The sequence below is a fragment of the Marinobacter sp. genome, assembly GCF_040882185.1.
Lineage (GTDB): Bacteria > Pseudomonadota > Gammaproteobacteria > Pseudomonadales > Oleiphilaceae > Marinobacter.
In genome coordinates this window covers 76,622-98,028 of sequence record NZ_JBBEBW010000005.1, presented here as the reverse complement: position 1 = coordinate 98,028, position 21,407 = coordinate 76,622, and the positions used below count along the sequence as shown (strand labels likewise).

The window sequence follows — 21,407 nt, the reverse complement described above, 5'->3', positions numbered from 1 at the left end:
ATACTTCGCCTTCTCTAAAAGGCACCTTTAGTGAGGTAACGAAATGTCACGGCGGCAGGAGAGTTCAGTTTCTGGGGCCCAACATGAAATGAATGTGGTTCCTGATCAGCAGGTTTTCCCAGTAATCCCTCATCCAGTCCCACGCTGCGTGTTTTACCTGATGTACGAAGGGATCAAGATTCAGCTCGTAGTAGTCGGGGGATCCGGCGATCTGCAGCATGGTGATCGTAATCGACTGGTCCAGCTCGTTTGCAAAAGGCTCTCCGATCAACTGATGGGCCAGAAGGTTGGCCTGAGTGGTCTCGATGTCTACGAGCTGACTGCTCCGGATAGAGCGGTTGTTCTCATACATTTCTTCCATCAAGCGGTGACAGAGATAGGCTTTGATCAACAATCCGTCCAACCCGTCGTATTGTGCTAACAGCACGGATGGCTGAGTAAAGTATCGGGTAGCCGCTTTGATGAACGGGAAAAACAGGGCACTTTTTCCAGCTTGCCTGGCACACGCATCCACGCACTCGATCAGGCGGGGAGCCATTTCGATGTACTCAATGGCAAACTGGAACAGACAGGTTGCAGGTTGGTAGCCTTCCACGATGATGCTGTCAGGCAAGCAGGCTGCTCGGGTCCGCATATGCCGTAAGAACCGCCCGGAACGAGCCTCTTGCCGGCGAGCCTGGTTGATAATGTTCAATACGGCCGCTGGTGTCATGTCAGGAATTGCCAATGTGTGCACTGAATAGGGTCGCAAGGCGCCTCCCGCTATCCTAAGCAATCTATAGTCATAAGGCTGCAACGGTCTGGCTACCCCGCACTGCCTGCCATTTCTGATCAGTGTAGTTGAGATTTTGGGCGCTGCTTGAGCAACGCGAACTATATGAACCAGGTGTCATGCTTCCAGTGCTTGATGAAGAGCCAGCCCATGCTTGCTGCACGGCCAAGCATCAGAGCTATAAGGGCGAACCAGAGGCCATGATTGCCCCAGGGCGTGGTTAGCCACCATACCGGCAGAAATATGAGCAAAGCGGAGAACAGCATGGTGTTCTGCATTTCGCGGGTTCGGGTGGCACCGATAAATATGCCATCCAGCAGGAAGCCCCATACTGCGGCCATGGGTAACACCCAGAGCCAGGGCAAATAAAGCCTGGCGGCTGCGTTTACCTCCTCGATGCTGGTGAGCATCCCTATCAGCGTGTGGCCCGCCACCACGAATAGAATCGTGAACACGCAGGTGCCCCAGAGTGACCAGCGTAGAGCGGTGCGGCACACCGCGCGGAACTGGCTGCGGTTTTGCTGACCTATAGCCTCTCCTACCAAGGCTTCGGCGGCGTTGGCAAAGCCATCCAGACCGTTGGAAATGATGAGTAAAAAGGTGATCAATACGGCGTTGGCGGCCAGTATGACATCGCCTTGTTGCGCGCCTTTGGCGGTGAAAAACGCCAGCACCAATAACAAAGCGATGGTACGCACCATGATATAGCGATTAATGTTCAGGATACGCCAGTAATCTGACAGTTGACCGAACAGCGCCGGGCTGAGTTTCATGCCTTCGGGCATACGGTTCGCCACCAACCAGAATCCGAGGCCAGCAGCAGAATACTCGGCAATCACCGTCGCCACTGCCACCCCTTGGGCATTCCAGCCCAGAAAGGTGACAAACAACACGTCGAGAATAATATTCAGGCCGTTAGCAAGGATAAGCATCAACATAGGGCCGCGGGGGAATTGCGTGCCGATTAACCACCCCACCAACGTGTACTGACACAGGACTGCCGGAGCGCTCCAGATTCGGATGCTGGCGTAACCGCTGGCCAGGCGGGAAACCTCTTCACTGGGATTCATTAAATGCAATCCAATGGCAATCAGGGGCCGGTGAAACAGGATCAAAAGCAGTCCAATCACTATTGCGAGCAGGATTGAACGCACCAAAAGCGCTATCTGACCAAAAGAATCACCCCGACCAAAAGCCTGAGCTGCCAATCCGGTGGTCCCCATACGCATGAAACCGAAGGTCCAGTAGAGAATGCTGAACAGGTTCGCTCCCACCGCGACGGCACCGAGATATTCCGGGCTTTCGAGATGCCCCAGCACGGCGGTATCTACCAGCCCAAGCAGTGGGACAGTAAGGTTTGTCAGCATCAGGGGCCATGCCAGCGCCCATAGTCGACGATCGGTTTGAGGCAGAAGGCCAGTACTGTCAGGACGGCGAATTGTGGTAATTTCAAGCTCCTCTCAGGCTTATCCAAAAGTCTATATATTCTTTTTTGTTATAGATAATTGTTTTTAAAGACACTTAAATTTTAATCAATGTTTTGAGACTTTGCCCTGCCCGCGTCTATACTGCACGCCTACTAACGGTGAAAGACTTCAGTTTTTGATTTGGCGGCGTGTGGGAGAGCACCCTCCAAAACCCGAATTCGTGAAGCAATACTTCCTGCAGCAGAAGCAGATAGTATTACGCAGAACATACGGACAAGTGACCCGAATTTCAGCTGGCCATCTCTGGGCAGTCGGATAGCGGATCGTTGTCATCAAAGAACAATACTCTGTGGAGACACGTTATGCGTGTGCACGCAAAGCGGGCAGGCGCCCTTTTGGGCGCGAGTCTGGTATCCGGCCAAGCAATGGCGGACTGGACGTTAAATATGGCGCCGGGCGTAACCGGCACCAGCAATGAGATCTATGGTCTTCACATGACCATCCTGTGGATTTGTGTCGTGATCGGCATTGCCGTCTTCGGGGTTATGTTCTGGTCGATTTTTGCGCATCGTAAGTCAAAAGGCTACAAGCCTGCTCACTTTCATGAGAACACCGTTGTCGAGGTGCTCTGGACGATCATTCCTTTCGTGATCCTGGTTGTCATGGCGATTCCTGCCACCGCCACCCTTGTTGATATGTACGATTCGGCGGAAGCGGATATCGACATCAAGATTACGGGATATCAGTGGCGCTGGAAGTACGATTATATCGACGACGAATTCGGATTTTTCTCGAATACCACCACCCCGCAGGATCAAATATACAATCGTCTTGACAAGGGTGAAAATTACTTGCTTGAAGTCGACAATCCGATGGTGATTCCGGTTGGCAAGAAAGTCCGGTTTCTGGTAACAGCCAGCGATGTTATCCATTCCTGGTGGGTGCCGGCGTTTGGTGTCAAGAAAGATGCAATCCCGGGCTTTATAAACGAAACCTGGACGCGGGTTGATGAGCCGGGCATCTATCGTGGCCAGTGCACAGAACTTTGCGGCCGCCTGCACGGCTTCATGCCAGTGGTCGTCAAGGCTGTTCCCCAGGACGAGTACGACGAATGGAAGGCTGAGCAAATTGCGAGTGCCGAACGTGAACGTGAGCTGACCGAGAAGGATTGGACGCTTGAAGAGCTGATTGAACGTGGCGAAAGTGTTTACGCGTCAAATTGTGCGGCTTGTCACCAGGCTGATGGTAGTGGTGCGCCACCGGCGTTCCCGGCGCTCAAGGGCAGTGCAATTGCGATTGAAGATATGGAAGCGCATTTGGATGTTGTTGTTAATGGCGTATCTGGCACCTCTATGCAGGCCTTTGGGGAACAGCTCAGCGAAGTTGACCTGGCTGCCGTCATTACCTACGAGAGAAACGCCTGGGGTAACGATACGGGTGAGATGGCTACACCAAAAGATGTATTTGATTACAAGAATCAGGAGTAATCCGAGGGGAAGCCAGGGCTGAATGAGTCCTGGCCGAACGTCAGTTTCTCCAGACATAAATAAACATCGCCGGCAACTGAAATCAGGCGGCTACGGGGGTTTTTCATGAGTGCGGTCATCGATACCCACGCCCAGGATCATCATCACGGTCCCGCTAAGGGCTTTTCAAGATGGTTGTTAACGACCAACCATAAAGATATCGGGTCAATGTACCTGATCTTCAGTTTCGCCATGTTTTTGCTTGGCGGTTCGATGGCCATGGTTATCCGGGCAGAGCTTTTCCAGCCCGGCCTACAGATTGTGGAGCCTGAATTCTTTAACCAGATGACCACAATGCACGGCCTGATCATGGTGTTCGGTGCAGTCATGCCAGCGTTTGTGGGCCTGGCGAACTGGATGATTCCATTGATGATTGGTGCGCCCGACATGGCGTTGCCACGAATGAACAACTGGAGTTTCTGGCTGCTGCCCTGCGCTTTCCTGATCCTGGTCTCTACCCTGTTCATGGAAGGCGGCGCCCCTAACTTTGGCTGGACCTTCTATGCGCCACTGTCTACCACCTATGGACCGCCAAGCACGACGTTCTTCATTTTTGCTGTTCACATCATGGGTGTGTCTTCAATTATGGGTGCGATCAACGTAATCGCCACGATCCTAAACCTGCGTGCACCCGGCATGACGCTGATGAAAATGCCGTTGTTCGTCTGGACCTGGTTGATTACTGCCTTCCTGTTGATCGCTGTCATGCCGGTTCTGGCGGGTGTGGTGACCATGATGCTGATGGATATCAACTTCGGTACCAGCTTCTTCAATGCGGCAGGTGGTGGTGATCCAGTGCTGTTCCAGCACGTGTTCTGGTTCTTCGGGCATCCCGAGGTTTACATCATGATTCTGCCTGCATTCGGGGCGGTCTCGGAGATCATTCCGGCCTTCTCCCGCAAGCGACTCTTTGGTTATGCCTCCATGGTCTATGCGGTGGGCGCTATCGCACTGCTGTCGTTCGTTGTATGGGCTCACCACATGTTTACGGTCGGCATCCCCATCGCGGGCCAGCTGTTCTTCATGTATGCCACCATGCTGATTGCCGTACCAACCGGTGTGAAAGTGTTTAACTGGGTCGCTACCATGTTCCGGGGCTCGCTCAGCTTCGAAGCGCCGATGTTGTTCTCAGTCGCCTTTGTCATACTGTTCACCATTGGCGGCTTCTCCGGTCTCATGCTGGCCATTGCGCCAGCCGACTTCCAGTATCACGATACCTATTTCGTGGTTGCTCACTTCCACTATGTACTGGTACCGGGTGCGATCTTCGGTATCTTCGCCTCAGCTTACTACTGGCTGCCGAAGTGGACTGGCCATATGTATGACGAAACCCTGGCCCAGACCCATTTCTGGCTGTCGTTTGTAGGTATGAACCTGGCCTTCTTCCCTATGCACTTCCTGGGGCTGGCAGGCATGCCACGTCGAATTCCGGACTACGCGCTGCAGTTTGCAGACTTCAACATGGTTTCCAGCATTGGTGCATTCATGTTCGGCGCCTCCCAGTTGTTGTTCCTGTTCATCGTGGTCAAGTGCGCTCGAGGAGGCGAGAAAGCCTCAGCGAAGCCGTGGGATGGTTCTGAAGGTCTTGAGTGGACGGTTCCGTCACCGGCGCCCTATCACACCTTTTCAACGCCACCTGAGGTCAAATAGACCGGTGCCACAGCGCTATACAAACAATAACGGATAAGCCGTCGGAGACTGTCATGACGACACATCAGACTTATTATGTACCAGAGCAGAGCAAGTGGCCGATCATCGCCACAGTGGGACTTGGGGTCACGATGTACGGCGTGGCTTCAATCATGGTCAATGGTTCCCAGGGGGAGTCCACGACCGGTGCCTGGATCACCTTCGGCATTGGTGGTCTGATCATGACCTATATGCTCTTTGGCTGGTTCGGCAGCGTTATCAAGGAAAGCCGTGATGGCCTTTACAGTCCCCAAATGGACCGGTCTTTCCGTTGGGGTATGAGTTGGTTCATTTTTTCCGAAGTGATGTTTTTTGCTGCCTTTTTCGGCGCCTTGTTCTATGCGCGCACGTTTGCGATTCCCTGGTTGGGCGGAGAGGGTGATCGTGGCAGCAGCAACATGCTTTGGGAGGGCTTCCAGGCGACATGGCCGCTATTGAATAATCCGGACCCGGAGGCGTTCCCGGCTCCGAAGAGTATTATTAACCCCTGGCATCTGCCTTTGGTTAACACCATTCTTCTGGTGACTTCATCTTTCACTGTGACAGTTGCTCACCATGCCCTGAAGCAGGGTAACCGGAAAAAGCTAAAGGCCTGGTTGATTGCTACCATTGTATTGGCATTGGTATTCGTAGGGTTTCAGGCCGAAGAGTATGTTCAGGCCTACACCGAACTGGATTTGACTCTGAAGTCAGGTATTTACGGTAGTACATTCTTTATGCTGACCGGCTTCCACGGTGCTCACGTAATAATGGGCACCCTGATGCTGATCATCATGTTGGTCCGTATACAGAAAGGGCATTTTACTGCAGAAAAACACTTTGGTTTTGAAGCGGTTAGCTGGTATTGGCATTTCGTAGATGTGGTCTGGCTCGGGCTGTTTGTATTCGTCTACATTCTTTGAAGAAACTGCCTTATGGTGTGGGGTTCAGCGTAAGATCTCCATGCCATAGGGCGACCAGAATGAGTATCAGCAGTAGTAGGCTCAGCCCTACACGCACCGCGAGTGAGTTGACGACACGGTGGGATTTACCATCGTCCTTGATCAGAAATACCAAACCGCTGAACAGACTGACGATCACCGCCAGCATCAATACGACAATCAAAATTTTCAGCATCAGCTAGTCTCCGTCTCAGGTGCGGGGTAATCCGTATCCGAGGTCTCTATACTAGAGTATGGTCAGCGAGAAACCAAAGAGTGTTCGTAAGTGGCATTTTGACTGGCGCCTCGGTATTTTTTCCGGTGTGTTTCTGCCGGTGCTGATCGCTTTGGGCCTTTGGCAGCTTGAGCGAGCCTCTGAAAAGCAGGTGTTACTCGATCAGTGGCAACAGCAGTCTGAAACGCTCTCCTGGTCTGATCATCTGGATCAGGGGTTGGAAGATGGTCAGCCGGTCGAGTTGGTGGGCCGCTATTCCGGGCAGCTTCACTGGCTGTTGGATAACCGCACCCGGGAGGGTGTTCCGGGTTACGAAGTCTTGAGTGTATTCTACCCGGACCAGGGCGCCCCGGTGGTCATCAACCGCGGCTGGATACCCGGGGAGCGCGTGCGGGGCCGCATGCCTGACTTCAGTACTCCAGAGGGGCTGGTTTCCTTGCGGGGCCGGATAAGCCCCTATCCGGAACCCCCGGTATTGGCGGATTTCCCACCTGAAACTTCATGGCCGCGACGAGTTCAGGCGCTGTCCCCAGAAGACGCCAGGCGCATTGACCAAGCGATGGCGAAGCATCTGGTAAGATTGGACGGGCGTCAGCAGCCGGGCGGGTTTGCGGCCGACTGGACGCCGGATCTGATGGGCCCGCAGACCCACTACGGTTACGCCGTGCAGTGGTTTTCATTGGCTATTGCTCTGACGGTATTAACATTGATTGCCAGTTACCGAAAAACAGAATCAGGAACCCAGTACCCCCATGGTTGAACAGACTGAATCACCGAGATCCCCCGAGCAGGTCCGGCGTGGCCGACGAATGGCTCTTCTTCTATTTGCCGTGGGCTTCGGGCCTATGCTTCTTGCGACCATCATGTATTACACCGGCTGGATGAATCCGACCGAGATCAGTAATAACGGCGTTTTGGTCCAGCCACCGTTAGCGGTTGCAGAGCTGCAGCTTAATGGTGCCGACGGTGAGCCACTCTCAGATCGATTCGGCCCAGAAGTCGAAAATGCTGAATGGTTAATGCTCGTCACAGCGGGGTCCTGTGCGAAAGAATGTGAGGAGCTGTTGTACCTTGCGCGTCAGGTCAATATCGCCTTGGGTAAAAGTGCGGACCGCCTTAGTCGCGCGGCTTACCTTGAGCAGATACCGGCTGATCTCGCCGCCCGCTGGGAGAAGGAGTACGCCACTATGGAACAGCTCGAACATCAGCCGGGCTCATCGCCAATCTGGCCTGAGGGCGTTGTGCCAAGTCAGACTCCGGAGATACTGCTGGTCGACCCATTCGGTAATATCATGATGCGATACAACTCAGATCATTCCGGCAAGCAGATGCTGAAGGATCTCAAACAACTGATGAAGCTGTCACAGATTGGCTGAAGCCTCCATAACCGAGGGTGGTGTGTTGAACAAAAATACCTTCTATGAAATTGATCGGTTCCAGAAGATGGGGCAGGCAGCGCTCGCTGCAACGTTGTTTGCCGTGGTTGTTGTCATGCTCGGAGCCTGGACCCGGTTGGTCGATGCAGGTCTGGGATGTCCGGATTGGCCTGGCTGTTACGGCTTTCTCAGCGTGCCTCAGAGTGAGGCCAGTATTGCCATTGCGGAGGCTCGTTTTCCCCATGCGCCGGTCGATGTCTCCAAGGGCTGGCCAGAGATGATTCACCGCTACGCTGCTGGAATACTCGGGCTGATCGTATTCGGGCTTGCGGGGTACGGTATCCGTCACCGGAAATCGGGTGTTCCTGTTCGACTGCCGATTTTCTTGGCATTTTTCATTCTGCTGCAGGGCGCTTTCGGAATGTGGACGGTGACCCTCAAACTATGGCCGCAGGTGGTCGCTCTGCACTTATTGGGTGGGTTTACGACGTTAAGCCTGCTGGCGTTACTCACCCTGCGGCTGCGAGGCCGAAAACCGACCATCGAGCCAGCCAGGGCCACCGCCCTTGCCCGTCTCCGCCCGTGGCTTTACGGCGGATTGATGTTGGTCATTCTCCAGATTGCATTGGGTGCCTGGACGGCGGCAAATTATGCCGCTGTTGCCTGCACCGATATACCGACCTGTCAGGGCGAGTGGTGGCCAAAGATGGATTTCCAGCATGGCTTTGATATAACTCAGTCAGTCGGGCCCAACTATCTAGGTGGGCAGCTCACCGCCGAGGGTCGGGTGGCCATCCAGGTGACGCATAGAATAGGCGCGTTAGTGGTTCTGGGTTATTTTACGGGCCTGCTTTTGGCATTCTGGCGCCGTACAAAAAACACCTCCATACAGGCAGCCGTCGGGCTGGTTGCCGTGGTATTGTGTGCACAGATTCTGCTTGGCCTCGCTAACGTGGTGCTTCACATTCCGTTATCTGTTGCGGTCGCCCACAATGCTATGGGGGCAGCCCTATTGATCAGCGTAATCAATTTGTTGTGGCGACTGCAGGGTTATCGGCGCCGTCATGGCGCACAAAGCATGAATGCCAACACGAAACATCAGGAGGCTACTGCATGAGTGAGCACGCCAAAGCCCTAAACCTTGAGGGTAACGGCACCCAGAAAATTTCCTGGAAGGATTTTCTTGAGCTGACCAAGCCCCGGGTTGTTGCATTGATGATGCTGACAACCGTTATTGGCATGTTGCTGGCAGCACCCGGCGTACCCCACTGGTCGGTACTTGTGTTCGGTAACATCGGCATTGCGCTGCTGGCCGGCGCAGCCGCAGTGATCAATCACGTCGTCGACCAGAAAATTGATACCGTCATGGCCCGGACCCGCAAACGACCGGTCGCTACGGGTAAGATCAGCCCGTTTGACGCATTGGTATTTGCTACCTCCCTGGCACTGGCTGGTATGCTGATTCTGGTGTGGCAAGTCAACGCGCTTACGGCCTGGCTGACCCTGGCTTCGCTGGTCGGCTATGCCGGTGTCTACACGCTCTACCTGAAACGCGCTACGCCGCAGAATATTGTGATCGGCGGGCTTGCAGGCGCGATGCCTCCATTACTGGGTTGGACTGCCGTCACCGGCCAGGTAGAAGGTCATGGGCTGCTGTTGGTACTTATTATTTTTGCCTGGACACCGCCACACTTCTGGGCACTGGCGATTCATCGCAAGGAAGAATACGCCAAGGCTGGCATCCCCATGTTGCCGGTGACTCATGGCAACCGGTACACCGAAATCCACATCGTGCTTTACACCTTGATGATGCTCGCCGTCAGCTTGCTGCCGTTCGTGACGGGCATGTCTGGCCCGATCTATCTGGTGGGTGCTCTGGTGTTGGGCCTGCGCTTTCTGCAATACGCGGTGCGCTTGCTCAGAGGCGATGACCGGATGGTGGCCTTGGCGACGTTTAAGTACTCCATTACCTATCTAATGGCACTTTTTGTGTTTTTACTGGTCGATCACTTTATCTATTTTTAAGCACTGGTTGTGGAGCGATTATGAGCAGCACGATTCGTCGTACCGTTGGGGTATTGGTCCTGGCGGTCGCCCTGATTTTCGGTTTTGTTGTCTCACGCCAAGTTATGCAGCCCTCCAGCAGCGAGCCTCAGCCAGCGCCGGACCTCAGTACGATGAACACGTTTGTGTACGACCAGAGTCAGCCGGTGGCGTCCTTCGAACTGACCAACGAACTCGGTGAGCCGGTAACTGAGGCCGACTTGAAAGGCCGCTGGACGTTCGCTTTTATTGGCTACACTAACTGTCCGGATATTTGCCCGGCCACTATGGCAATGCTGCGGCAGGCTGACAAATTGATGTCATCTGATTTGCCCCAGCCCGATTACCTGCTGATCAGCGGGGACCCCGAGCAAGATTCTCCAGAAAAACTGCAACAGTACCTCGATTTTTTTGGTCCTGATTTCCACGGTGTCACCGGAGAAATAGATGTTCTCAAGGGCCTTGCCAAAAGCCTGAATGCCGTTTTCGTACATCGGAAAACGGAAGGCGTGAATTATGTTGACCATAGTGGGCATCTGGCGTTGATCAACCCCGCTGGCCAGATGACAGCGGTTTTGCAGCCACCCCATACGCCGGAAACCGTGGCTGAAGCCTTCGAAAAAATCTATGACTGGGCCAAGGCACAGCACCCCAGAGCAGGCTGACGCGCTCGTCTTTGACCCTGACGATACTTTGACGGGCATTGAGGCACACGTTGCATGTCCGCTATAACCAGGGAGCTAGCGGTGTTACCGATCGACGCCATGTTGCCCCAGCTACTGGAGGTGTTAGCTACCCGCAATACGGTCTTGCTTCAGGCTCCACCGGGCGCCGGTAAAACCACCCGCGTTCCGCCAGCTCTCCTGGGGGCGGACTGGGTACAGGGTAAAGCGATATTGATGCTGGAGCCTCGCCGACTGGCAGCGCGGTCAGCGGCCAGGTTCATGGCGGCGCAACTGCGCGAGCAACCTGGTCAGCGAATCGGTTATCGAACCCGACTCGATAGCAAAATCTCTCCCCAGACCCGTATCGAAGTGGTAACCGAAGGCATCCTGACCCGGTTGATTCAGGATGATCCCGCCCTTGAGCGCTATGCAGCGATCCTGTTCGATGAGTTCCATGAACGCTCTTTGCAGGCTGACCTCGGCCTGGCGCTGGTGCGTGAATCCCAGCAAGCGTTGCGGGATGATCTCAGGGTTGTGGTGATGTCGGCAACGCTCGATACTGCGCCGCTCGCCCGTTTATTGAACGATGCGCCGGTACTGAGTAGCGAGGGCCGTGCTTTTCCGGTGGCTGTGCACTATGCCCCGGTCATGGGCCGTACCACACTGCAAGACCAGGTTGAGGCCGTTATTCTGCACGCGCTGAGCACCGAACCCGGGTCTCTGTTGGTGTTTCTGCCTGGTGCTGGTGAGATCAGGCGCACCGAACAGGCATTGCAAGGCAAGCTACCGGCAGGCACGCATATCGCCCCGCTCTACGGTAATTTGACCAGCGCCCAGCAGGATATGGCCATTGCGCCCGCATCCAGGGGTGAGCGCAAGATCGTCCTCGCCACCGCAATCGCCGAAACCAGTCTGACGATCGAAGGCATTCGGGTTGTCATCGATAGCGGCCAGCAACGGGGTGCGGTGTTCGATGCCAATAGCGGGATGACACGACTGATTACCCGGCGCGTCTCCCGGGCGGCGGCGGAACAACGTAAGGGCCGGGCAGGACGCATTGAGGCGGGCGCTTGCTACAGACTGTGGAGCGAGACAGAGCAATTCGGCTTGCGGGAGTTCACACCGCCTGCAATACAGCAAGCAGATCTGACTCCGATGGTGCTCGAACTGGCCCAATGGGGCGCTCGTTCACCGGAGGTGCTGGCCTGGATCGATCCGCCGCCGTCCGCGCACTGGCAGCAAGCGCTGGACCTGCTGAAGTGGCTGGACCTGCTCGACGATGACGGCGCCATAACCGATCTCGGTAAAGCGGCCCGCAACCTCGGATGTCACCCACGCCTTGCTCACATGATGCTGCGGGGCCGTGCTCTGGGTTGGCCGGTGTTATCGGCTCAGTTGACCGCCCTGCTCGAAGAGCGCGATTTGCTGGGCCAACGGGCTGGCGCCGATGTGCACGAGCGGATTCGGGTACTTCGAGGCGAAGAGCGAATACAGGGTCTTGATGCGGGGCGGCTTGCTGCTGTTCGGAAGGCAGCTCAGCGCTGGCTAAAACCTGGCGATATTGATTGCTTTGCTACCCCAAGTGCTGAAACCGTCGGACGTTTGTTGGCGCTCGCTTACCCGGATCGCATTGCGCGCCAGCGACCCGGGCACTCCGGTCGTTACTTGCTGAGTAATGGTCGCGGCGCGACTCTCCGTGCCGAGGACCCATTGGTGCGATACCAATGGTTGGCCTGTGCCGACCTCGATGGACAGGCCCGAGAGGCGCACATTTATCTGGCAGCGCCGTTGGAACCCTCGTGGCTGGAGGAGGACTTCAGCCAGCGTATGGAAACGCTGGATGAGGTGAGCTGGGACGAACGCCGGGGCACCGTTGTTGCTCGCCGCCAGCAATACCTCGGCAAACTGGTTCTGGCAGAACAAGCCCTACCGAGACCCGCTCCGGCTTTGATCCAGAGGGCCCTGCTGGACGCTGTCCGTACCAGAGGTCTGGACAGCTTGCCCTGGTCTGTGAAGGCTCGTCAGTGGTGTGCCAGGGTGTTGTTACTACGCAAACAGTTTGGCGACAGCTGGCCGGATGTTGGCGAAGCTCAATTATTGGCCACGTTGGCAGACTGGTTAGGGCCCTTTATGCCTGGCCTGGTCCGCTGGTCGGATTTACAGCAGTTGGATCTGTCGCCAGCTTTGAGCAATTTACTCAGTTATGACCAGCAGCAGTTGCTGAACCAACTTGCGCCGGAAGCTCTTGTGATCCCCGCGGGACAAAGTGTGTCACTGGACTACACGGCGGAAAATGGACCTGTGCTCGCTGCCAAACTGCAAGCGCTGTTCGGCTGGCAAGATACCCCGCGTATTGGAGGGGGCCGGGTTCCGGTGGTGATTCACCTACTCTCTCCCGCTCGTCGATCTCTGGCCATTACCAGTGACCTCCGTAGCTTCTGGCAAAACACCTATCCGGAAGTCCGAAAAGACATGCGAGGCCGCTATCCGAAACATCCCTGGCCAGAAAATCCGTTGGATGCGGAGGCGCGAAGTGGCACCAAGAAGCAGGGTTTTTAATAACACTTGCTTAACACTGAAACCGGCATAGAATGCTCGGCCTCTTTGGTCAGCTATTAACCAACCATGCGCCTTGTTTCGTTCAATATTTTTCGCACCCTCGGCTTGCCAAACACTCAGATACTCAAACCGGAACACTTTCTGCAGCACAAAGAGCTGCTGCAACAGGCTGACTGGGTGTTGTTTCCAGAGTATTGGCAACTCAATGCCCTGGTCCACGGTCTCAAATGCCGCGTGTTCCCGAGCATTTCCAGCTACCGGATCGGGCATGACAAGATCGAGATGACCCGAGCTTTCCAGACCGTGGCAGCGGTTCACACACCCTGGACGCTGATCCTTGCGAATGGCCCCGAAGAACGGGAACAGGTATGGCAAACCATGGCTTTGCCCTTTGTTGCCAAGCACCCCAAAGCCAGTATGGGGGAAGGAGTCTGGCTGATTGAAAACGCCGGGGACTGGCGTCGCTATCACGAAAGTGCCGCTGTTCTATACGTGCAGGAATATCTGCCTATTGATCGCGATATTCGAGTGGTTGTGGTGGGAGAGCATGTGGTTTCGGCTTACTGGCGCCACCAGGCTCCGCAGGGTTTCTATAACAATGTTGCGCGCGGGGGCTGGGTAAGTGCCGAAAAAGTGCCCGAAAGTGCCAGTGCGCTGGCCCTGCAGGTCGCTCGGGACCTGGATGTTAACCACGCGGGTTTCGATATTGCAATGGTGGGCGATTATCCGTATCTGCTGGAGTTTAATCGGCTGTTCGGAAATCAGGGTGTCGGGGTAAAGCAAGTGCAGGAAAGCATGCTGCAATACCTGCGCACGCAGCTCGAACCCAGGGACCCGGATGAGCCGGTCAGCCCGAGGCCGCTGTGGTCCATAGCGGGTTAACAGGCCATGGGGTGTAAGTCGCTTTCTTTTAGCCCGAAAGCACGTAAACGTGCTGCCACCAACTGGATATGAAACGCCGGGGCTTGCTGGTTAACGAGGCAGCGAATGTGGGTAGATATGCTAATATCCTCTGGGAACGGAAAGCCCTAAATTTCGCGCCAATGGGTATCCGTCCAGTTCCGGATGCCTTTATTTTTGGTCCGTTTTCCCCACGGGAGGAACCCCCTACCAATGAGCGATCAGACATCCATCAAGCTCTCTGACTACTACGACACCGCGACCTTCAGCCGCATCAAGGCGCTGGCAGATACCAAGGAAACTCCGTTTGTGGTTATCGATACGGCGACTATCAACCGCCAGTATGATGAACTGACCGAGGGTTTTCCCTATGCCAGCGTTTATTACGCAGTGAAGGCCAACCCGGCACCGGAAGTGCTCACTTTGTTGCGGGACAAAGGCGCCAACTTTGATATCGCATCGATTTACGAGCTGGAAAAGGTGATGTCTCACGGGGTAACTCCGGAGCGTATCAGCTACGGTAACACCATCAAGAAAAGCCGGGATATCCGCACTTTTTACGAAAAAGGCGTACGGCTGTATGCCACCGATTCTGAAGCCGACCTGCGGAACATTGCCAAGGCCGCGCCGGGCTCAAAAATTTATGTGCGAATCCTGACCGAAGGCACGCTCACGGCGGACTGGCCGCTGTCACGCAAGTTCGGTTGCCAGACCGACATGGCCATGGATTTGTTGATCCTTGCCCGTGATTTGGGTCTGGTCCCTTATGGGGTCTCCTTCCATGTCGGTTCTCAGCAGCGGGAAATCGGTGCTTGGGATTCAGCGTTGGGCAAGGTCAAGATCATTTTTGAGAGGTTGAAGGAAGAAGATGGCATTGAGTTAAAAATGATCAATATGGGCGGCGGCTTCCCAGCCAATTATATCAACCGCACCAACGAACTGAAGACTTACGCGGAAGAGATCGAGCGGTTTATCCGTGAAGATTTTGGCGATGATTTCCCGGAAATTATCATTGAACCCGGTCGCTCCCTTATTTCCAATGCGGGTGTGCTGGTCAGCGAGGTGGTACTTATTTCCCGTAAGTCCCGGACTGCCCTCCACCGCTGGGTATTTACCGATGTGGGTAAGTTTTCTGGTCTGATTGAAACCCTTGATGAGTCCATCAAGTTTCCAATTTACACTGAGAAAACCGGGGAACATGAAGACGTGGTGATTGCTGGGCCAACCTGCGACAGTGCCGATATCATGTATGAGCATTACAAGTATGGCCTGCCCCTGAACCTGGCCATTGGTGACCGCATGTACTGGCTCTCGACGGGGGCCTACACCACCACTTACAGTGCGATAGAGTTTAACGGTTTCCCGCCGTTGAAGGACTACTACATCTGAGCTGACTGCCGGCGAAGGTCCAGCGACCACGCGACCGGCAGCACCAACACGCCATAGATCAATATTGTCACCAATGCGAGGCGGGTATCCCCGGTTGCGTCGGCAACCACACCACCTACCATCGGTACCGCAAAGGATAGCGAATAGCCCACCAGGAAATTGCCTGCTGACAGACGGCCAGTATCGGCGCTGGCGACGAGCAAGGGTGGCAATGCCACCAGCAGGATGAGCATGATGCCCGCCGTAAAGCTCATGCAAACCGCAAAGGCAATACTGAGCCAACCGCTACTGAGAATCATGCCAGCCAGGGAAGTCAGGCTAACAATTGCCATCGTCAGGATCAGGTTTTTCCTCCCTACCCAGACTCGGGCCATCTTCAGCATTACCAGTGAGGCCGCCACCTGGGCCAGATTGAACCAGAACAGCGCGTCTGCCAGATTGGCGAGTTCGCTGCGTTGTTCAAGCAGGTTGGCCATGTAGGCATTGACGCCGAAAAACAGCGAACCGGAGCAACCCAGCAACAACCCCAGGCGTAACGTCAGCGGATTCTGCCATTCCGGCAGCCATGCGGGTCTGGCAGTGGGCCGGTTACGATCCCGAATCGGAAGATAGAGCAGCGCGGCCACAATCAGTGCCGGTAATGACCAGGCTATCAATGTGAGCCGCCAGCTATTATCAAACGCGGGCATAACCAGCGGCAGGGTTACGCCCGCGCCAATAAATTCCCCCATCAGCATGCCGTTCATGTAGATCGCCGACCCCATGGCCAGGTGCCGGGCTTCCAGCCAGCGTGGCAACAGCGCAGGCAAGGCGGGCTGCATCATGGCGATACCTAGTCCCATCACAGCGCTGGCCGCCATCAATACAAATGTGTCGGGTGCCAGGCCACGGCTGGCGGACCCCAGGGCAACGATGACCAGCGACAAGGCCAGTGTGTTGCGGGGGCCAACGCGGGAAATGGCCAGGGAGCCGGGCATGGAGCCAATCGCCAGCATCAGCACCGGTAATGTCGTCAGGGCACCCGTGAGAGCCTGAGTCAGCATCAATTCATCGGCAATGAATGGTGCGAGGGCCGGTGCAACCAGGAGGGGTATGCGAAGGTAAAGCCCGGCCAGCCACAATAACGCTGCTGCAAGCCAGAGATTGCTTGCAGCAGGCTGGCCGGGTCTCTGGTCAATCAAAGCGACGCAGACAGAGCCGTCGGTTTATTCATCGTCTACCAGGCTGTAGGCGCCGTCAGCGTCGTGGGTTTCCTGCCCGGTGACCGGCGGATTGAAAGCGCAAATCAGGCGCATGTCTTCGGTGCCACCGTGCAGCTGGTGTTTGTCATGCTTATCCAGCGCATAGAGAGTGCCGTCAGTAATCTGGTGAGTTTCGCCGGTTTCCAGATCAGTGATTGATCCATTACCGGAGACACAATAGACCGCCTCAAGATGATTCTTGTACCAGAATTCGTGTTCGGAACCTGCCGGGATAATGGTTTCGTGGAATGAGAAACCCATGCCTTCTTTTTTTAGCAGCAACCGGCGACTGACCCAAGGTGATTCCACCCCTTTGACTTCACGCTCGGTTCCGATGACGTCCTGGACTCTAACAATTTTCATGGTGATCCCCTTCATGAGTTGATTTCACAGTCTAGCAGTATAAACCCTTCTGTCATGCCGGGTTCAACCGCCATTCGTCGTACGCATCCAATGCAGACCCTATTGCAAGCGCCAGTTCCTGACGGGAATTGTCGTCCAGCTCTTTGTTTTTACGACATTTATCGAAGCATTTCTGGATGGTATGGCGACTGCCTCGGTTCAGGTGTTGGAGCCAGTGGCTTTCGGTCGGTACCAGGTCCAGAGGCTCTCTGCCGGCGTGATTGCGGTGGCTTATGTGCCACCAGTGATCAATGGCGCGGCCCAGAATGATGTAGCCGAACTGGCTGTCCTGTACCGGTCCGAAAGAAGCGGTTTGAAGGCCTTCCCGTAGGGGGCCCAGCTTCAGCGCGGACAGGGTGAGGCGATCACCGTAGAAGTAACTGCCAGCCGCACCGATTATGCCGCCGACCAGTGCGCCAGCACCCAAAGACGTGCCGAGGGTCACAGCATCGATACCGACCCCACCGAGAGCGCCAGCGCCAAAACCTGCAGTGGTGAGATAAGCCCGGCTGACACCCCAGACCCGGCGGCTTTTCTCACTGAACAGATCATGGTTGCTGTGCCAGGTTAATTCCGCTTCCTGACGCTTGATCTGGTTGTGCTGGTAAAGTCGTTCAATGGTCAGCCGCAGGGTTTGCTCCCGTTGGCGCTGGTGTTTGTACCAGCGCTCACGCAAATTGGCAGCGAGTTCGCCATCGGGTTGAACCGGTAAACCGCCAGCGGTAAACGTTCGTTGCTCCCGCCAGACCATCATGTCTTCCAGTGCTCGGGCGATCAGGCCTGCGGTTTGTTCACGACGTCGCAGGCGCTGGTCGCGAAGATGGCGAACGGCGCGCTCCAGGGGTTGCTCCCAGAGCGGTTCTAACTGGCCGAATGCTTTGAGCAGGCTCAGGTGTTGGTCAAAGGGTGCTCGCACCGCATCAAACCGGCGCACCACCTGGAAAAACTGACCCAGCGCCGCCTGCCAGGTGTCACTGTAATCATCCGGGCCGATGCTGTTGATCAACGCCAGGCTGGGCTGGCCGGTCCAGCGTAAAATGGTCATCTCAGCTTCGTTTTCTGCGCTGTAGGGCACTGAGCCGTCGACCACATAGATAATCCCCGCGCCGTCGATAACGGGCGTGAGCAGTTCGCATTCGTCGTTAAAGCGAGGTTCATTCCGGTACTGGGTTACAAAAGCGGCCACCGTTTCTGCCCGGTCGGAGGCTGCCAGACTATGGGCCTCTAGCCACTCCAGCACTTTCCTGGGCCGCTGAAAGCCCGGGGTGTCCACCAGGGTGTAGAGCGCTTCCCCATCGACAGTCAGAGGATAGGTCTGGCTTTGCCGGGTGGTGCCAGGTTCCAGAGCAATGGCGATGGCGTCATTCTGGGATAACGTCGCCACTACGCTGGATTTACCCTTATTCGGGTGGCCAACGACCGCAAAAACAGGGCCTGCTGTCATGTCACTTCTCCAGGAGTGAGACTGACGCTGAGTCGGTTATTGGCCAACCGTTCGATAAAACGCAGCCACTGGGCGACCTGATGTTCTGGCGGCTCGGCACCGGCCGCTGCTCCGATTGGTACTAACGCTATCCGCGCCGTTCTGGGCCAGTGTTGAAAAGCTTCGGACAGAAAATCCGCCAGCTCCCCGGTGGGTGGTTCCCAGGCGCGGGTCAGTATCAATACCGTTTCCGGCCCGCCAGTGCCTAATGACAAACGAGCCTGCTCAACGCTGGTGTGATCCTCCGCCAGCGCGGCAGCACCACCCGCAGCCAGCACCACGGGGCGGGCGCCGCTCAGCAGGGAGCAGGCCAAATTTTCGTCCCCGGCGCCAGCCCAGCGAATCGCCACCCTTGCATCGGGCAGCGGTTGTGTCTGAATCGACGTGTCCATCCTGGGCTGATCGGCGGCGTCAGAATGCGCGTTTCCAGTCTCAAGCGCGGGGGTCTCCATACGGTAAAGCAGCGTTGTGAGTCCCGGGTGGCGGGCCAGCAGGCGCCTTGCCCTCAGCTCCAGGTGTGTTATTGCCACTATCAGCAAAACGAGCCTTAGCAGGATGATGTAGAACAGCCACACCATCGCCACAAAGGGCCACCAGTCGCCCCAACGGGCTGGCGCTGTCGATCCCCCGGTATTTTCAATCTGGTAGAAGGGGGCAATCCGGTAGAAGCGGGAATCTGCAACCAGTTCCGGTGAAGGGACCGCTGCGGACCAGAGGCCCTGCCATGGTAATGCGAGGGTATGAACCAGGCGATGAAAGGTCTCCGGGGCCGTGCTTAACGTTGTACTCCAGCCAAACGCCAGATCCTGCACCACAACCAGGCCGAGTAACGTCAGTAAACCGCTCACGCCGAACGCGAGGCCGCCAGCGTGAGCGGCCCGGGCTGACAGCTGCGGTTGCAGTCGGCGGAGTATTGCTCCTGACGGCTCCGCCCGGCCGAACCGACGGGCGAGCACATCCGGCAGCTGGCCCCAGGGACGCCAGCCGAGCAAGGATTGCAGGCTGGTCAGGACAGCCAGGATGATCTGGAGTAGTACAAACCCGAGGATGACGGTGATATTGATCTGCCCACTGCCGTCATAGAACAGCAGCCCCAGCATGGTCAACACGCCCAGTAACGTGCCGACGGCGATAAAGGCAAACGTCACCCGACGCCAGACTCGCAAACGCATGTCTGGCCCACCCACGGCTTGCTTGCCGCTAAAACCACCGAGGTGCGCTAGCCAGGTGGCTGGCCCCGGGGGGCGTCCATCGGCCTGGCAGGACAATGCAAACTTGCGATCGCGACGATGCAGAAACGCGGCAGCCTGACTGTGATCCTTTTGTACCTGATCATCAAAATCCAGTAGCAGCGTCAGCGTTGCCTTGGGCATGAAGTGTCCTGTAAGTGGGTTCAGCCGGTGAGTGTAACCTGATCAGTCCTGGCCCTGCCAAGCCAATAATGCCAACAGATGCTAGGATAAGGCCTTCGTCCCGAATCAATCCAGACGCGCCTATGACCCACCACCTGATGAACCTGCGACATGTGCCCGATGATGAGGCGGATGAGATCCGCGCGCTATTCGAGGCTCATGAAGTGCAATACTACGAGACGCCCCCGAGTCGCTGGGGCATCAGTATGGGCGGCTTCTGGGTCCATGACGCTGATGAAGCGATGCGTGCCAAAACGTTGCTTGCAGAGTACCAGCGTGAACGCTTCGAGAACCAGCGGCTGACATTTGAGCAGGATCAGCAGGCGGGCCGGGTTCCCGGCCTGTGGCAACGTTTCCGGCAGCGTCCTGCGACCGTACTGGCTGTCTGTTTTGCGATTGTGGTGATTCTTTTGCTGACGGTGGCGCCGTTCGTCAGTCTTTGACTTTTTTCGATGAAGCTCCCAAATGACGGACGAGGAAGACAGTCGCCTCATCGACTGCATCTCCGCTGGTGAGAAAGCTGGTGATATGGCCCCGGAAACGCAGGATATAGAGTTCGTTTTCGACCCCATTGGCCTCCAGTAATGCTCTGAAATCGGTTGCCTGTTCAGTCGGCACCAGCGTGTCCATACCGCCGTGGAACAGGAAGAACGGCGGTGTTTGCTCCGTCACATGGGTGACGGGGGAGGCAGCCCGATAAACATCGGGCATGTCCGCCCGGGTGCCACCGAGAAACTGACGAAGCAGTTTTCCGGAACCGAAGGTTCTCAGGTCACTGGGCAGACCGCCTGCGACTATGGCTTCCAGCCTGGTTTCTGGTCCGCCATGGGGCTCATTGAGTTCGCCTCCCTCACCGGCCAATGTAGCCAGCAGGCTGACCAGATGGGCGCCGGAGGAAAAGCCGAACCCGCCAACGCGATCTGGGTCTATTTTGAGCTCAGCAGCATGGCCACGTAACCAGTGCATGGCGATCTGCAGGTCATGGAGTTGGGCCGGAAACTGAAACTCCGGGGCGAACCGGTAATCGATGTTCATCACGGCAATGCCGTGTGCCGTGAGGTGTTCAGCAATCCAGTTCATATCCTGCCGGGAGCGTCGCTCCCAGCCGCCGCCGTGCACCATGAGTACCGCCGGTCTGGTTTGTTCTCCATCGGGCAGATACAGGTCTGCTTTCAGTGTCTGGGGCCAGTCAGCAGGGGAAAACACGATATCTTTACGGACACTGTAATCCGTGTGTTCGAGGTCGATGGCCTGTTCTGGCGCATTGATGTGGTTGGCGCAGCCCGCCAGCAGCAGGCCCAGCCATACTGTCGAAATCAGTTGGCGCTTCTTATTTAGCAGTCCTGGCACGGCGGGGCTCCATTCAGT

At 56.0% G+C, this 21,407-nt stretch carries 20 protein-coding genes; 12 read left to right on the top strand and 8 right to left on the bottom strand.

The genetic code is table 11. The features are described 5' to 3' along the window. Positions 1–64: 64 nt before the first annotated feature. Both WEB64_RS04940 and WEB64_RS04935 read right to left on the bottom strand, forming a co-directional pair. Positions 65–712, bottom strand: a complete 648-nt coding sequence (locus WEB64_RS04940; RefSeq protein ID WP_368057735.1) for a hypothetical protein — start codon at positions 710–712, stop codon at positions 65–67. Positions 713–873: 161 nt separating this feature from the next. Further along, positions 874–2,139 (bottom strand): MATE family efflux transporter, encoded by a 1,266-nt coding sequence (locus tag WEB64_RS04935; protein ID WP_368057631.1) that lies wholly within the window; start codon positions 2,137–2,139, stop codon positions 874–876. A gap of 422 nt (positions 2,140–2,561) precedes the next feature. Between WEB64_RS04935 and coxB the strand changes: the two genes are divergently transcribed. From coxB to WEB64_RS04920, 3 genes are all read left to right on the top strand, one after another. Further along, a complete protein-coding gene (gene coxB / locus WEB64_RS04930) occupies positions 2,562–3,686 on the top strand; it encodes a cytochrome c oxidase subunit II (protein ID WP_368057629.1) in 1,125 nt (374 codons plus the stop codon). A 105-nt stretch (positions 3,687–3,791) separates the two neighbouring features. Next, on the top strand, positions 3,792–5,375 hold the full coding sequence (gene ctaD, locus WEB64_RS04925; RefSeq protein WP_368057627.1) for a cytochrome c oxidase subunit I: 1,584 nt from the start codon (positions 3,792–3,794) through the stop codon (positions 5,373–5,375). Between the two features lie 53 nt (positions 5,376–5,428). After that, entirely contained in the window at positions 5,429–6,316 is an 888-nt protein-coding gene (locus WEB64_RS04920) for a cytochrome c oxidase subunit 3 (protein ID WP_368057625.1), read from the top strand. A 10-nt stretch (positions 6,317–6,326) separates the two neighbouring features. On the opposite strand, the gene WEB64_RS04915 is transcribed toward WEB64_RS04920, so the two are convergent. Further along, positions 6,327–6,530, bottom strand: coding sequence for a twin transmembrane helix small protein (locus WEB64_RS04915; protein WP_368057623.1), 204 nt, complete (start codon positions 6,528–6,530; stop codon positions 6,327–6,329). 58 nt (positions 6,531–6,588) lie between these two features. On the opposite strand from WEB64_RS04915, the gene WEB64_RS04910 reads away from it, so the two are divergent. The 8 genes from WEB64_RS04910 (at position 6,589) to WEB64_RS04875 (ending at position 15,501) form a co-directional block, all read left to right on the top strand. After that, positions 6,589–7,329: an SURF1 family protein gene (locus WEB64_RS04910; RefSeq protein WP_368057621.1), complete on the top strand. Its 741-nt coding sequence runs from the start codon at positions 6,589–6,591 to the stop codon at positions 7,327–7,329. After that, entirely contained in the window at positions 7,322–7,945 is a 624-nt protein-coding gene (locus WEB64_RS04905) for a hypothetical protein (RefSeq protein ID WP_368065522.1), read from the top strand. The genes WEB64_RS04910 and WEB64_RS04905 overlap by 8 nt, the downstream gene beginning before the upstream one ends. A 67-nt stretch (positions 7,946–8,012) precedes the next feature. Next, on the top strand, positions 8,013–9,062 hold the full coding sequence (locus WEB64_RS04900) for a heme A synthase (RefSeq protein ID WP_368057733.1): 1,050 nt from the start codon (positions 8,013–8,015) through the stop codon (positions 9,060–9,062). Beyond that, positions 9,059–9,970 (top strand): heme o synthase, encoded by a 912-nt coding sequence (gene cyoE / locus WEB64_RS04895; RefSeq protein ID WP_368057617.1) that lies wholly within the window; start codon positions 9,059–9,061, stop codon positions 9,968–9,970. Before WEB64_RS04900 ends, cyoE begins: the two co-directional genes overlap by 4 nt. Before the next feature lie 20 nt (positions 9,971–9,990). After that, on the top strand, positions 9,991–10,653 hold the full coding sequence (locus tag WEB64_RS04890) for an SCO family protein (protein WP_368057615.1): 663 nt from the start codon (positions 9,991–9,993) through the stop codon (positions 10,651–10,653). A gap of 81 nt (positions 10,654–10,734) precedes the next feature. Beyond that, positions 10,735–13,212: an ATP-dependent helicase HrpB gene (gene hrpB / locus WEB64_RS04885; RefSeq protein WP_368057731.1), complete on the top strand. Its 2,478-nt coding sequence runs from the start codon at positions 10,735–10,737 to the stop codon at positions 13,210–13,212. Positions 13,213–13,278: 66 nt separating this feature from the next. Next, positions 13,279–14,094, top strand: a complete 816-nt coding sequence (locus WEB64_RS04880) for a RimK family alpha-L-glutamate ligase (RefSeq protein ID WP_368057613.1) — start codon at positions 13,279–13,281, stop codon at positions 14,092–14,094. A 231-nt stretch (positions 14,095–14,325) separates the two neighbouring features. Continuing rightward, positions 14,326–15,501: a type III PLP-dependent enzyme gene (locus tag WEB64_RS04875; protein WP_368057611.1), complete on the top strand. Its 1,176-nt coding sequence runs from the start codon at positions 14,326–14,328 to the stop codon at positions 15,499–15,501. Here WEB64_RS04875 and WEB64_RS04870 read toward each other — a convergent pair. The 4 genes from WEB64_RS04870 to WEB64_RS04855 are packed head-to-tail and all read right to left on the bottom strand — an operon-like array spanning position 15,492 to position 20,000. Next, on the bottom strand, positions 15,492–16,682 hold the full coding sequence (locus WEB64_RS04870) for a CynX/NimT family MFS transporter (protein WP_368057609.1): 1,191 nt from the start codon (positions 16,680–16,682) through the stop codon (positions 15,492–15,494). The genes WEB64_RS04875 and WEB64_RS04870 overlap by 10 nt on opposite strands. A 24-nt stretch (positions 16,683–16,706) precedes the next feature. Continuing rightward, positions 16,707–17,105, bottom strand: coding sequence for an ectoine synthase (locus tag WEB64_RS04865; RefSeq protein WP_368057607.1), 399 nt, complete (start codon positions 17,103–17,105; stop codon positions 16,707–16,709). 52 nt (positions 17,106–17,157) lie between these two features. After that, on the bottom strand, positions 17,158–18,588 hold the full coding sequence (locus WEB64_RS04860) for a GTPase/DUF3482 domain-containing protein (RefSeq protein ID WP_368057605.1): 1,431 nt from the start codon (positions 18,586–18,588) through the stop codon (positions 17,158–17,160). Next, on the bottom strand, positions 18,585–20,000 hold the full coding sequence (locus WEB64_RS04855; protein WP_368057603.1) for a DUF2868 domain-containing protein: 1,416 nt from the start codon (positions 19,998–20,000) through the stop codon (positions 18,585–18,587). Before WEB64_RS04855 ends, WEB64_RS04860 begins: the two co-directional genes overlap by 4 nt. A gap of 122 nt (positions 20,001–20,122) precedes the next feature. On the opposite strand from WEB64_RS04855, the gene WEB64_RS04850 reads away from it, so the two are divergent. Then, on the top strand, positions 20,123–20,482 hold the full coding sequence (locus WEB64_RS04850; RefSeq protein WP_368057601.1) for a DUF6164 family protein: 360 nt from the start codon (positions 20,123–20,125) through the stop codon (positions 20,480–20,482). On the opposite strand, the gene WEB64_RS04845 is transcribed toward WEB64_RS04850, so the two are convergent. Continuing rightward, on the bottom strand, positions 20,472–21,389 hold the full coding sequence (locus tag WEB64_RS04845) for an alpha/beta hydrolase fold domain-containing protein (RefSeq protein WP_368057599.1): 918 nt from the start codon (positions 21,387–21,389) through the stop codon (positions 20,472–20,474). The two genes, WEB64_RS04850 and WEB64_RS04845, sit on opposite strands and share 11 nt — an antisense overlap. Positions 21,390–21,407: the final 18 nt, after the last annotated feature.

Bases quoted from the DNA above. Each gene is read 5' to 3' on its own strand.
- WEB64_RS04940 (WP_368057735.1), bottom strand. From the start codon at position 712: ATGACACCAGCGGCCGTATTGAACATTATCAACCAGGCTCGCCGGCAA.
- WEB64_RS04935 (WP_368057631.1), bottom strand. From the start codon at position 2,139: ATGCTGACAAACCTTACTGTCCCACTGCTTGGGCTGGTAGATACCGCC.
- coxB (WP_368057629.1), top strand. From the start codon at position 2,562: ATGCGTGTGCACGCAAAGCGGGCAGGCGCCCTTTTGGGCGCGAGTCTG.
- ctaD (WP_368057627.1), top strand. From the start codon at position 3,792: ATGAGTGCGGTCATCGATACCCACGCCCAGGATCATCATCACGGTCCC.
- WEB64_RS04920 (WP_368057625.1), top strand. From the start codon at position 5,429: ATGACGACACATCAGACTTATTATGTACCAGAGCAGAGCAAGTGGCCG.
- WEB64_RS04915 (WP_368057623.1), bottom strand. From the start codon at position 6,530: ATGCTGAAAATTTTGATTGTCGTATTGATGCTGGCGGTGATCGTCAGT.
- WEB64_RS04910 (WP_368057621.1), top strand. From the start codon at position 6,589: ATGGTCAGCGAGAAACCAAAGAGTGTTCGTAAGTGGCATTTTGACTGG.
- WEB64_RS04905 (WP_368065522.1), top strand. From the start codon at position 7,322: ATGGTTGAACAGACTGAATCACCGAGATCCCCCGAGCAGGTCCGGCGT.
- WEB64_RS04900 (WP_368057733.1), top strand. From the start codon at position 8,013: ATGGGGCAGGCAGCGCTCGCTGCAACGTTGTTTGCCGTGGTTGTTGTC.
- cyoE (WP_368057617.1), top strand. From the start codon at position 9,059: ATGAGTGAGCACGCCAAAGCCCTAAACCTTGAGGGTAACGGCACCCAG.
- WEB64_RS04890 (WP_368057615.1), top strand. From the start codon at position 9,991: ATGAGCAGCACGATTCGTCGTACCGTTGGGGTATTGGTCCTGGCGGTC.
- WEB64_RS04880 (WP_368057613.1), top strand. From the start codon at position 13,279: ATGCGCCTTGTTTCGTTCAATATTTTTCGCACCCTCGGCTTGCCAAAC.
- WEB64_RS04875 (WP_368057611.1), top strand. From the start codon at position 14,326: ATGAGCGATCAGACATCCATCAAGCTCTCTGACTACTACGACACCGCG.
- WEB64_RS04865 (WP_368057607.1), bottom strand. From the start codon at position 17,105: ATGAAAATTGTTAGAGTCCAGGACGTCATCGGAACCGAGCGTGAAGTC.
- WEB64_RS04860 (WP_368057605.1), bottom strand. From the start codon at position 18,588: ATGACAGCAGGCCCTGTTTTTGCGGTCGTTGGCCACCCGAATAAGGGT.
- WEB64_RS04855 (WP_368057603.1), bottom strand. From the start codon at position 20,000: ATGCCCAAGGCAACGCTGACGCTGCTACTGGATTTTGATGATCAGGTA.
- WEB64_RS04850 (WP_368057601.1), top strand. From the start codon at position 20,123: ATGACCCACCACCTGATGAACCTGCGACATGTGCCCGATGATGAGGCG.